Source organism: Deltaproteobacteria bacterium (assembly GCA_016213065.1).
GTDB lineage: Bacteria > UBA10199 > UBA10199 > SPLOWO2-01-44-7 > SPLOWO2-01-44-7 > JACRBV01.
The window spans coordinates 1-12783 of sequence record JACRBV010000038.1; the positions used below are offsets into that span (position 1 = coordinate 1).

General features: G+C 46.7%; 12 protein-coding genes. 11 read left to right on the top strand and 1 reads right to left on the bottom strand.

What is annotated here, in order from left to right; translation table 11 throughout:
* Together HY877_02025 and HY877_02030 are read left to right on the top strand one after the other, a co-directional pair.
* Window positions 1-3299, top strand: a 3299-nt coding sequence (locus HY877_02025) for a hypothetical protein (GenBank protein ID MBI5299061.1), incomplete at its 5' end; no start/stop codon positions are given.
* Between the two features lie 277 nt (window positions 3300-3576).
* Complete coding sequence (locus tag HY877_02030) at window positions 3577-3888, top strand: HigA family addiction module antidote protein (protein ID MBI5299062.1); 312 nt, start codon at window positions 3577-3579, stop codon at window positions 3886-3888.
* On the opposite strand, the gene HY877_02035 is transcribed toward HY877_02030, so the two are convergent.
* Window positions 3882-4694, bottom strand: coding sequence for a tetratricopeptide repeat protein (locus HY877_02035; GenBank protein ID MBI5299063.1), 813 nt, complete (start codon window positions 4692-4694; stop codon window positions 3882-3884). The genes HY877_02030 and HY877_02035 overlap by 7 nt on opposite strands.
* Window positions 4695-4856: 162 nt before the next feature.
* On the opposite strand from HY877_02035, the gene rpsB reads away from it, so the two are divergent.
* From rpsB to tsaB, 9 genes are all read left to right on the top strand, one after another.
* Window positions 4857-5654, top strand: coding sequence for a 30S ribosomal protein S2 (rpsB, locus tag HY877_02040; protein ID MBI5299064.1), 798 nt, complete (start codon window positions 4857-4859; stop codon window positions 5652-5654).
* Window positions 5655-5657: 3 nt separating this feature from the next.
* Entirely contained in the window at window positions 5658-6509 is an 852-nt protein-coding gene (locus HY877_02045; protein ID MBI5299065.1) for an elongation factor Ts, read from the top strand.
* A 203-nt stretch (window positions 6510-6712) separates the two neighbouring features.
* Window positions 6713-7441 (top strand): UMP kinase, encoded by a 729-nt coding sequence (locus HY877_02050; GenBank protein ID MBI5299066.1) that lies wholly within the window; start codon window positions 6713-6715, stop codon window positions 7439-7441.
* 15 nt (window positions 7442-7456) lie between these two features.
* Window positions 7457-8002, top strand: a complete 546-nt coding sequence (gene frr, locus HY877_02055) for a ribosome recycling factor (protein ID MBI5299067.1) — start codon at window positions 7457-7459, stop codon at window positions 8000-8002.
* Entirely contained in the window at window positions 7944-8699 is a 756-nt protein-coding gene (locus HY877_02060; protein ID MBI5299068.1) for an isoprenyl transferase, read from the top strand. Before frr ends, HY877_02060 begins: the two co-directional genes overlap by 59 nt.
* A complete protein-coding gene (locus HY877_02065) occupies window positions 8700-9491 on the top strand; it encodes a phosphatidate cytidylyltransferase (protein ID MBI5299069.1) in 792 nt (263 codons plus the stop codon).
* The gene (locus HY877_02070) at window positions 9488-10642 is read left to right on the top strand and encodes a 1-deoxy-D-xylulose-5-phosphate reductoisomerase (protein MBI5299070.1); all 1155 of its coding nucleotides are present in this window, start codon (window positions 9488-9490) and stop codon (window positions 10640-10642) included. Before HY877_02065 ends, HY877_02070 begins: the two co-directional genes overlap by 4 nt.
* A gap of 1 nt (window position 10643) precedes the next feature.
* Window positions 10644-12164, top strand: a complete 1521-nt coding sequence (locus tag HY877_02075; protein ID MBI5299071.1) for a site-2 protease family protein — start codon at window positions 10644-10646, stop codon at window positions 12162-12164.
* A gap of 105 nt (window positions 12165-12269) precedes the next feature.
* Window positions 12270-12783: tRNA (adenosine(37)-N6)-threonylcarbamoyltransferase complex dimerization subunit type 1 TsaB (tsaB, locus tag HY877_02080; GenBank protein MBI5299072.1), on the top strand; the 514-nt coding region annotated here is incomplete at its 3' end.

The window sequence follows — 12783 nt, forward strand, 5'->3', positions numbered from 1 at the left end:
CAGGACTCGCTCTGTTTGATGATTTGGCCACCGATACTGCGGAACAAGACTTTGAGCTCTTCAGCATCGGCAGTGAATCGTTCATCAATTCGGCAAACCCGGTGCGGGTGCGCATTGATACTATTCAAAAAACAAGCACCGATACGGATCCTGTGGCATGGCAAATTCAGGGACGTGTTGTTCAACTTGCCTCTGGTGATACACTGGGTTGCTCTGCTGACGGTGTGTCCGGTGTTAAACGCATTCAGGTTTATGCCGCAGATTCCTCAAACGACGGGAAAAAACACGCAAAATTCTTAAGCTATATTGTTCCCATCGGTGCAAACGGGATGGGTGTAGATACAAGCGGCAGTTACAACAAAGGCGCTTTCTCTTTTGTTTTGAAACCTTCTTCCGACTTTGGTTTGTCTTCGATTGGGTTGATCTCACTCGTTCCTGAGCTGAGCTCCAATAATATTGGTGGCTCCAGCCGTCTGTTAGAAGTTAAAGAAACCGCTCCTGGTGCAACGCTGGACTGCGGAGCAAGTGGTGTCTCAGGTTCCGGATCTGGCAGTGGCGGCTCCAACCCAGGGGCCCAAGGTGGGGATTACATTCGACTTGGTTACAAAACACAGCAAAAGTGTAAATTGGCAAAACCAATTGGAACTCTTGCGCCACTTCATTATGACAGTGACGGCGACGGTATCGACGATCGTGATGAAGACATTAACGGAAACTGCGAGTGTGATGCAGGCGAATACTCTTGCTGGATGAAACCCGACACCGATGGAGACGGTATTCCCGACTCTGCAGAACGTTTGGGCGGAACCATCAACCACAGACGTTGGGACAGCGTTAGCAAACGCTTTGATCCTTACCAACCTTTCTGCGGACATGGAATTATTCCGAGTTCCCATGTATCGGTTGCTGACCTTTGCGACGTGAACGGTGACGGTCAGTCCAATGCTTCAAGCGATATGAGTGATAATGACTCTCTCAGAGATTATCAAGAAGACCGCGCCCGTGTTTTCATCCCGGGTGCCAAAGCTCACTTCTATATCTGGGGAGGTATTGGTAACCTTGTCCCTTACCGCGATAAAGATAATGTCAATGTAGAATGTACACAGATTTTGATCGACGCGGGCAAATCAGATGTGGGCGCCAAGTACGGAATCTACCGTGTTAAGAACGATTTCTCCGGCTTACCAGTGGAACATGATTTTATTCGTTCCGTCGGAGCTAATGAAAATCTCATGGCCTTGGTTTGCAGAAATGACAGCGTTCGTTCCGAAACCAATTTTGATGGTGCCTATGAATCAAACGCAGGTGAAACAAGTCCCTACTTGGATGACACCAATGGAGACGGCGTTAATGATGATGTTTGTGCCGGAACCATGACGAACAGTGTCTGCCAATTGACCTGCGTGCCATACGAAATTTTCAAAAATCTCCCTGACAAATATGTTGCGGGAGGAGCGACCGGATCCCACACAACCTTACAACTCGACACAGATAATGTCCCACTCCTCTTCAAAGAATCAGCGGCAACCATCCGCAACCTTTGCACCGATATTGACAGAGACGGTATTCCAGATTGCGTGGAAAACCCGACGGGTCAATGTAATTTCGGTGCCGATGTTAATGGCGGGAAAATTCTCAACCCATATAGCAAAGATACCGATGGTGACGGTGTACCTGATGCCATCGACTTGGATCCTTTCCATAAAGATGCCCTTGGAATTGCCGGTGGGGATGTTTACCCAAGCGATGATTCCGGCATGACCGATACACAGCGCAATGCATTGCGTAGCGTTTTCCTGAGTAACAAATACTTGATGCTCTTTGTGGATAGAGATCAGGATGGATTGAAAGATGGAGAGGAAGATAATGGAGCAGGCGCATTAGCATTAAACGGTATCTATGAGCCCGTACGCGGACTCGCAGGGATATCTACAACAGAAACAGATCCTCTTAAAAAGGATACAGATGAAGATAATATCAGTGATTTAGTCGAAGTTAAACAATGGCACACCAATCCTGCTAATATTGATACCGATGATGATGGTTTGCCGGATAGCATTGAGGTGAAAGGTGACAGTCCAACCGCTTCCGGAGACTACGGAGACCAATCTGGAGCAGGGTGCGAGACCTTTGTCAAAATTGAACCGGGCCATACAAAACCAGAACTGGTTCAAATGCTGAAAAATAACAGAATCACACCAATCGGAACTAATCCGCTCAATCCCGATACCGATGGCGATGGTATCAAAGACGGTATTGAAGTCACAGGAGTTTACTCCAAAGATGCGGATGTATTCGGTCTCATCAGAAATGGCTTCCCAGCCGAGGGAATCGACATGGTCTCCAACCCGCTCGCCAAAGACAGCGATGGCGATGGTCTGGCCGATTCTCAAGAATACGGAACCAGTGGAATCATGGATAAAAACAGTTCGAATCCTTGCGCCAAAAACACCGATCATGATGGCATCATCTCGGATAAAGATGAAAAACCGGGTTGTGCCACAAATTCAGACCTTTCCTGCCTTGGACCTTCAGATAATGGTGTCGATAAGGGCATCGACAGCGATGGCGATGGTTTGTCTGATGTTGTGGAAGACCTTAACCAAAATGGTCGCCGCGACCCTGGTGAAACGGATGCGTTCAATCCTGACTCTGACGGAGATCATCTCTCTGACGGAATTGAAAAACAATTGGGTACAGATCCGCTCAAGGCCGATTCCGATGGGGATTGTATCTCGGATGACAAAGAACTGGGTCTTACCGATGCCACCTCTTTGAAAGCCGCGATGAGCACGGTCACCATTCGTATGGCCAATGGTCAAATCAAGACAGCGCAGGTGGTGCTCCAGATATCCTATTCTCCGGGTGCCAATACCAATCCGATGAGTGCCGACACCGATGGTGACGGATTGTGCGACGGTAACAACCCAGTGCCACGCGCGGATGGAACCATGGAATGTATTCGCGGCGAAGACTTAAATTGTAATGGTATTCTCGATAAGGATGCGAAGAATCCCAACATTCTCTTGGAAACCGATTCAAGAAACCCTGACACAGACAGTGACGGTGCGAACGACAAACAGGAAATGTGCGCCGGTGGCACCTGTAACTTGTCGGCCAATATTGGCAACGCTACCACAGGCAGAAGCACAGGCTGTTTCTCTCTGACGGGCAACGATCCTCTAGACCCAGCCAGCATGCTGTATGTGTTTGGAGTTCTGGTGATGTTGAATAGAATATTCCGGTTGTCATTGCGAAAACACTCTTGTCATTCTGAGCGAAGCGAAGAATCCTGTTGATGCCAAGTAGATCCTTCGCCTACGGCTCAGGATGACATTTTAACAAGCTCCCCCAAAGGCCCCGGTTGTGCTCGAAAGAGCCGCCGGGGTGCTTTTTTTGTATTGTCGGTCTCTAAAAACATCATCCTGACCCCGTATCGTAGTACGGGGCAGGCTCCAGTCGGGATCCAGAAATAAATTGCTAGATTCCGGCTTTCGCCGGAATGACAAAATAAATGAATAGTGTAGTGTACGCATCATGGATTATCATCGATAGCTAATAAGGAGGAAATTTTTTATGATTCGCCTGAAAAGAAAACCGACTTCACCGGGAGAAATACTGAAAGAGGAGTATCTTCATCCATTGGGTCTTACCCAAAAAGAATTGGCTGATCACATTGAGTGCGATGTCAAAGTCATCAATCGTATTGTTAATAGCAGAACAGCTTTAACGGCAAGTCTTGCCATCAAGCTGGCCGCCGCTTTTGATACCACTCCCGAATTTTGGTTGAATGCACAGAAGGCCATGGATGTGTACCAAGCCTCAAAAGAAATGAAAAAATTACCCAAAACACTTTTGACAAAAAGACATCTTGTACCGATTTATTGATGATCAATGACGTTTTTTAGGATTTCGCGCTCTTTGGCTTTTGTTTTGCGCGCGGAGATGTTGGTTTGGTAGGAGAGGGCGGTTTGATTTTGCGGGTCTTGGGTCAAAACCAGATTGACCATTTGCAGTGCCTTGTCTTCTTCTTTGTTGTCGTAATAAAGTTTCATCAATTCAATTTGCGCCAAAATTTTAATCTGGGGTATTGTGGGCGGAGGATCAAACTTCACCGCTTTTTCAAAATAGGCAATGGCCTCCTTGGGCGATTTTTTCATCCGGTACATTTGTCCCACAAGGTAAAGCCTTAAAAAATTTTCTCCGCCGAAGCGTATCGCTTCCAGATATTGGGGAAGGGCCAGATCATATTGACCTGTCTGATAATAGAGTCCTCCCAAATGTTCGGCAAGCGATTGGGTGGCAGGATTTTTGGCATAACGGTTTCGCAAAAGAGGTTCTGCTTCTTTCAAGAGACAAATTGCTTCCTGTGGATCCCCCTGCAACTCCTTATAATTGGCGAGTTTGAACATAACGAGTCCGTCTTTGCATCCCAAAGCGCGCGCTCTTTCCAAAAAATTCAGGGCCACATTAAAATTATTGGAATCAAAGGCACTAAAACCGGCCTCCACCAAAGCATCCCAAGTAGAGGAACGATGTCCATCCTTTTGGTAAAATTCCCAATCGGTCTGAGGAGTTTTGGCGAAAGAGATTTGACTGATAAGAAGCAGAAATAGGACTATGGACCATGGACTAGGGACTAGGGACCAAAAACGGGAAGAGGATTGGTCTGTAGTCCATGGTCCATGGTCCATAGTCGGGATTTTTACTTGCATTTTCACCAAGCTATGCTAGCAACCGTCTTCTTTCAAGAATATAAATAGCGAGCAAGCTTGCGAGAGGGGGAGGCTCCGACGGCAAAGCCTTCGGAGGGGCTTCGCTCAGCCCCTACAAAAAGCCAAACCAAAGGAGAAAACATGTCTACAGCAGTCTCGGTGCAGGAACTCTTGGAAGCAGGAGCCCACTTCGGTCATCAAGTCAGTCGTTGGAATCCCAGAATGCGTCCCTATATTTTTTCGATCAAGGGCGGCATTCATATTCTGGATTTGGAACAAACAGCCAATGGTTTGAAAAAAGCGTGTCACTTCGTAGCCGAAACGGTTGCGTTGGGGAATCAGGTACTTTTTGTCGGAACCAAAAAACAGGCGCGTGTTTGCATTGAAACAGAAGCAAAAAGAACAGGCCAGTTTTATGTGATCAATCGCTGGCTCGGCGGCATGCTCACCAATTTCAAAACAATCAAAGCCTCGATCGACCGCATGGAAGCCCTTGAAAAACAGGCGGCCTCTCCCGATTTCGAAAAATTCACAAAGAAAGAACGTCTCACCATTGAAAGAGAAATTGCCAAATTGGATCATATTCTGGGTGGAATCAAAACCATGCAACGCCTTCCCGGTTGCGTGTTCATCATCGATCCAAAAAATGAGGAGATTGCCAAAAAAGAGGCGCGTCGTTTGAAAATTCCGGTGGTTGCAATGGTCGACACCAATTGTGATCCGGAAGGGATTGACTACGTCATCCCTGCCAATGACGACGCCATCCGCTCCATTCAAATTATTACAAAAGCCATCGCCGATTCGTGCGAAGAGGGTTTGCGCAAAAGAGAAGCCGCTCTCGCGAAAGAACAGAATCGCCCTGAGGGGGAAGAAAAACCAACAGCTTTTGTCACCGAGCGTGAAATAAAAACCCAAGCCAAAGCCTACGTACACGGATAATTTATGAACATCACACCCAGTGCGGTCAAAGAACTGCGCGAAAAAACCAATGCCGGAATGATGGATTGCAAAAAAGCTCTCGAACATGCCAAGGGAAATATGGAGCAGGCCATCGAAGTGTTACGCAAAAAAGGTCTGGCAGTGGCCCAGCAAAAAGCATCGCGCCAGGCGAGCGAGGGAATTCTTGGAAATTATTATGATGAATCAGGGAAGCTTGGCTGTCTGGTGGAAGTTAATTGCGAAACCGATTTCGTCGTTAAAACCGATGATTTCCAAAATTTTGTTTCCAAACTGACGGGTGTCATTCGTCAAAAACCTTTTGAAAATTTGGAAGCACTGCTTGGCACTTCGTTTAATGGAAAAGATACTGTCAAAGAATCCGTAACGGGTCTCATTGCGAAGATTGGCGAGAATATGCAGGTCAAGCGTTTTACGCGCTGGGAAACAAAAACAGACGCGGAGAAAATTGGTTTTTATCTCCACGCGGGTTCCAAAATTGGCGTGCTGGTTTTGCTCACCGACCCCTCGGGTGCATTAACAACTGATACCGCGAAGGAAATTGCCATGCATGTGGCGGCAATGAGTCCTCGTTATCTTAAACGCGAAGAAGTACCGGCAGAAGTGGTGGCCAAAGAAAAAGAAATTCAAAGCGCCACTCTTGATTTCAAAAAACCTCCTGAGATTCAGGAAAAGATCCTTGCGGGAAAATTGAACAAATTTTATGGTGAGACCTGTTTGGAAGAACAAGTTTTTGTAAAAGACCCGGAAGGAAAGAAGAGCGTTAAAGAGTGGCTGAAGCTGAAAGCCCCAACAGCAAAAATAGAAAAATTTGTCCGATTGCAAGTTGGGGCTTAGTGTTGAATATGTCATCCTGAACCCTTCGCCATCATTGTCATTCTGAGCCCTTCGCTTTGTCATTCTGAGCGAAGCGAAGAATCTGCTTTGGCTCAGGATAAACTCCGCGAAGAATCTGCTCGTGCTCAGGGTAAACTCCGTGAAGGATCGACTTGATAACAAATTGGATTCGAAGCACAGCGAGGAATGACACAATAAGAGCTATGGCAAAATCAAAATATAAACGGGTGCTTGTAAAGTTAAGCGGCGAATTATTGATGGACCCAAAAGTCCGTTTTGGTCTGAGCCTTCCCATTATTCAAAACCTCGCGAAAGAAATTAAAGATGTTCAGAGTCTGGGTGTGGAAATCGCCATCGTGATCGGTGGTGGAAATATTTTCAGGGGACTTTCCGCTCAAGCCCAATCCATGGACCGCGCCACGGCAGACTACATGGGAATGCTGGCCACCGTTATCAACAGCATGGCCCTGCAAGATGCTTTGGAAAAAGAGGGCGTCTTCACCCGTGTTCTTTCCGCGATTGAAATGCAACAAGTGGCGGAACCCTACATTCGCAGGCGCGCGATCAGGCATTTGGAAAAAAAGAGAATCATTATTTTCGCGGGCGGGACAGGCAATCCCTATTTTTCCACCGACACGGCCGCTTCTTTGAGAGCTAGGGAAGTTCAAGCGGAAGTCATTTTGAAGGGCACAAAAGTGGAGGGAGTTTATGATGCAGACCCTGAAAAAAACCCCAAGGCAAAACTTTTTAAATCATTGACTTATATAGATGTTTTAAAGAAAAGCTTGAGGGTAATGGATGCCACCGCCGTCTCGATGTGTATGGATGGAAACATTCCCATCGTTGTTTTTAACATGTTTAAACATGGCAATCTCAAAAAGGTTCTTTTGGGAGAGCCATTAGGGACAAGAGTTTTTTCAAAAACTCGTTAAAACCCAAAAGGATGGATTATGGAAAATATTATTAAAGAAACACAAGTACACATGGAAAAGGCGTTGACTCTCTTCAAACAGGAACTGGGCAAAGTACGCGCCGGCAGAGCCTCTCTTAGTATTCTCGATGACGTGAAAGTCGATTATTATGGAACTCTGACACCGTTAAATCAGGTGGCAACTCTCAACATTCCGGAGCCCAGAATGATTACGATCGCTCCGTGGGAATCAAAAATTATTTCCGAAATTGAAAAGGCGATCCAGAAAGCCAGTTTGGGACTGAATCCCTCCAACGATGGAAAAATTGTGCGGCTCAGCATTCCACCCCTTAATGAAGAACGCCGCAAAGATTTGGTGAAGATCGTCAAAAAACACGCGGAAGAGTGTCGCGTGGCGCTTCGTTTGGTGCGCCGTGATTCCAACGAACATTTAAAAGCGAAAGAGCTGTCCGAAGACGAACTCAAAAAGGGACAAGAACGGGTTCAAAAAATGACCGATGAATATGTGCAAAAGGTCGATCAACTTGTTCAGCACAAAGAAAAAGATATCATGTCGGTTTAAGATGCTTCCCAAACATATCGCAATCATCATGGATGGAAATGGGCGTTGGGCCAAGTCGCAGGGTCTGCCGCGTTTTGAAGGACACCGCAAAGGCGTTGAAACGGTGGATGATATTGTCTCTGCCGTTCGGGAATTAAAAATTCCCTATCTGACTCTCTACGCTTTCTCGGATGAAAATTGGCGCCGCCCGCCCGATGAAGTTGAAATGCTGATGCTTCTGCTCGAAGAATTCCTCAAATTAAAACAATCGAAGATGCTGAAAAATGGAATTCGTCTTCAGACGATTGGGGACATTGAACGACTTCCCGCGAGCACTCAAAAAACTTTGGCTGAAACGATAGAACTGACAAAAAATGGAAAAGAGCTCAATTTAATTCTGGCCCTAAGTTATGGCGCCAGAAATGAACTCGTGCGAGGGATCAATCGTTGTTTGAAAGAAAACAAAGAACAAAATGAAGTGACAGAAGAAACATTTTCAAAATATTTGGACACCAAAAATTTTCCTGATCCTGATTTATTGATTCGAACCAGCGGCGAACATCGTCTCAGCAATTTTCTTTTGTGGCAATTGGCGTACACTGAGTTATATTTCACCAAAACAATGTGGCCCGATTTTAATCCCTCAGAATTAGCAAAAGCTCTGGAAGAATATTCCAAAAGAGAACGCCGTTTTGGAAAAACGAGTGAACAACTTTAAATGCTTCGACTTATTTCGACGATTATTTTGTCCGCGCTTGTTTTAGCCACCGTCTGGTTTCTCCCTCTTTTTCCTTTTCAAATCGTTATTCTTGTCGCAACGGGCGTGGGGCTTTGGGAATATGCGAGTCTCATTTTTCAAAATAAGGGGCCCCGTTTTTTCACACTTTTTCTGGGACTTGTTTTTGCCTCGCTAATGACGTGGTTTCCCTCCAGAGAAATTCTTCTTATAGGTCTCCTCTCAATTGTTTTTGCCACGTTTCTTTGGGGCATGAAAAATCGGTCTCCTCTGGATATGGGGGCGGTCATTTTGGGTGTCTGCTATCTGGCGCTCACACTTCCTTTTTGGAGTTGGCTCAAAGGGTTGGGAAAAGAATGGGTCCTGCTGGTTCTGTTGCCCGCCTGTTTGACGGACACATTTGGTTTTCTGGTCGGGAAATCGATAGGCCGTCATAAACTGGCAGAGGTCATCAGTCCGAATAAAACGTGGGAAGGATTTTTTGGAGGACTGTGCGGCGGCGTTTTTGGTTTGTGGTTGGCCACGCAACTTTTTTTTCAGGGCAGAATATATTTCTGGAATCAGAGTTGGTGGCATCTCATTATTATCGGAGCTTCCATCAGCATTGTGGCCGCACTGGGAGACCTCTTTGAGTCGCTGATTAAAAGAAGTGCTGGAGTGAAAGATGCAAGTCATTTAATTCCGGGACACGGCGGAGCACTGGATCGCCTCGACGCCTTAATTTTTGTTCCCTCTTTCTTTTATTTCCTTCTCTGGTATACAGGCGCCCCATGAAAAAAGTCGTCATTCTTGGCTCCACGGGATCTATCGGCACCAATACTTTGGATGTCATCCGCCAGCACCCGGACAAATTTAAGGTCTTAGGTTTGGTCGCGGGGACAAACATTAAAAAATTGGCGGAACAGGTGGAAGCATTTCAACCCGAATGGGTTGTTGTGCGCGAGAAGGGAACCGCGGAAGCTTTGGCAGACAGACTCAAAGACCACATGTTCGGTAAAATTGGCTGGGGAGAAGAAGATATCCTAAGACTTGCGACTCTTCCCGAGGCCGATATTGTTTTATCAGCCATCGTTGGCACAGCCGGTTTGAAACCAACTTACGCCGCGTTGAAAGCGGGCAAAACGGTGGCCCTTGCCAATAAAGAATCACTGGTCGCGGCCGGAAAAGTCATGACCGACTGCGTGGAAACCTATCACGGCCGTCTTCTTCCGGTAGATAGCGAACACAGCGCCATTCATCAGGTGTTGGAAGGAAAAGCAGAGGAAGTTTTGCGAATTATTTTGACGGCTTCCGGTGGACCGTTTCGCAATCTCCCGTTACAGGACTTGTTAAATGTGACCGTGGAGTCGGCTTTGAAACATCCGAATTGGAGCATGGGCGAAAAAATTACGGTCGATTCCGCCACGTTAATGAACAAAGGATTGGAAGTGATCGAGGCACACTGGCTTTTTTCTCTTCCTCCTGAAAAAATTACGGTGAAAGTTCATCCGCAAAGCATTGTTCATTCACTTGTGGAATATATTGATGGCTCGGTACTGGCACAACTAGGCCCTCCGGATATGCGCGTTCCGATTGCCTATGCCTTGTCCTATCCGGAACGAATTTCCACCGATGTAAGACCTCTTAATTTGATCACGAGTTCTCCTTTAACTTTTGAAGAGCCCGACACGAAGCGCTTTCCCTGTTTGAGTTTGGCAAGACAAGCGTTGGAGATGGGACAAACCTGTCCTTGTGTTTTGAACGCGGCGAATGAAGTGGCCGTTGCCTCTTTTTTAAAACGCCGCATCTCTTTTATTGGAATTCCTCGACTCGTGGAAGAGGTACTCAATCAACATCAACCCACACCTTTAAATTCTCTGGACGATGTTTTGGCTGCTGATCAGTGGGGAAGAGAAACCGCCGAGGTCCTCGTCAACAAACTTTAAAATGATAACATCCATTCTTTCCTTCATTATTGCTTTTGGAATTCTGGTTTTAGTTCATGAGTTCGGTCATTTTTGGATTGCCAGACGCAGGGGTGTGGCAATCGAAAAATTCTCAATCGGATTCGGTCCCAAAATTTTCGGTTTTCATTACAGGGGCTTGCGTCGCTCCCTCCGCCGGCAAAGCCGGCAGAGCCTCCCCCTCAACGCCCCTTCGGGGCTAATTGACTCCAAAGGCACCGATTTTTGCATTTCGCTCATTCCTTTGGGTGGCTTTGTCAAAATGAAGGGGGATGAAGACGAATCGCAGGTTTCCCCCGATGACAAAACCGCCTTTGTCAACAAATCGGTCAAAGCCAGATCGGCTATTGTCATGGCCGGGCCTTTCATGAATCTTTTGTTGAGTTTTATTGTGATGCCACTTGTCTTCCTGATCGGAAAACAGGAGCCCGCATTTTTTAAAGAGCCGCCGGTTATCGAGCGCGTTTTGCCCGGTTCTCCCGCCGAGAAATCGGGTCTCGGTATCGGAGATCTTATTGTTGCGTTCGATGGAAAGTCCGTCGCAACGTGGGAAGGGCTTCTGGAGGCCATTGCCATTACGGCACCAAACAAAACGCTCAATCTGGAAATTGAGAGAGGACCGTGGATTATGGACCATGGACCACGGACCAAAAAAGAAATTGTTGTCGAAACAGCAACACTGCCGGGAGGGGAGGGTTCCTACCTTGGCATTGAAAAATATTTCGGGAAAGCGCCTTCTGCCATCGTCAAAGAAATTATGCCAGAAAGTCCTGCCGCTGACGCCCACCTTCAAGCAGGGGATCAAATCACCCTTGTTGGAGGACAACCCATTGACAGTTGGGATGGATTGATTCATGCCGTGAATGTCCATCAGGGAGAAGCAATTCAGATTGAAGTTTTGCGAGTTTTGCGAAGTGAGCAAAGCGAACGCGAGGGGGCGGCTCCAACGGCTTTGCCGTTGGAGGGGGCGACGCGAGCCCCTATAAAAGAAGTGAGACAAAATTTAACCATCCAACCGAAATGGGATGCGGAAGCAAAACGCTGGATGTTGGGGATCAAAGGTCCTGAGACCATGGAAATGGGGCCTTTGCAGATACGTCACTATTCTTTCCTTGGAGCGATAGAGGCCGGTTGCAAAACAAACATTAGAAATATTCTTCTGACCTTTCAGGTGTTGAAAAAACTTGTAACTTTTGAACTCTCCTACAAAAATTTAGGCGGGCCCGTCCAGATTGCCTATTCTTTGTCAAAGGCGGCGGCTTCCGGTGTGGCTGATTTTCTTTATTTCACCGCTTTTTTGAGTATCCAACTTGCAGTTTTAAATATTTTACCGATCCCGATGCTCGACGGAGGACACCTTCTCTTTTTTATGATTGAAGCCGTCCGCAAACGCCCTCTAAGTTTAAAAATACGGATCATTGCCCAGCAGACGGGACTTGTTTTGTTGCTGACTTTAATTTTGCTCGTTACATTCAATGATTTGAAACGCCTCTTTTTTCATTGAAGATTGTCATTCTGAGCCCTTCGCTTTGTCATTCTGAGCGAAGCGAAGAATCTGTTCGGGCTCAGGATGACAATGGTGGCGAAGGGTTCAGGATGACCTCCATTTATGATGAAAATTCTCGCCATCGATACCTCAACCAGAATGGGCTCCATTGCACTTGTGGAGGGACCTCATCTTGTTGCTGAAATGCAACTGAATGTGGAAGCAACACATACCGAACGTCTTTTGCCCGCACTTTCCGTTCTTTTTGAAAAAACGGGTTGGAAAATATCCGATTTGGATGGACTGGCATTGACGATTGGCCCCGGCTCTTTCACGGGTTTGAGAATTGGTCTTGTGACCCTCAAAGGGTTTGCCCACGTTCATCATTTGCCTGTGGTGGGGGTTTCCTCTCTGCTTGCGTTGGCCCATAATGGTGCGCTAAGCCATTGGCCTGTTTCCGTAATTTTAGATGCAAAACGCGGAGAAGTTTTTGGTGCCGCCTATCAATTTGAAAAAGGACACGTTGCAAAAATTCTTTTACCTGAACAATGTGTCAAACCGGAAATATTTTGCGAAGCTTTAAAAGGTGTGGTGGAAAATGCGGGTCCTGCCAGCCGCTTGGGGTGCGTCTCCCCGA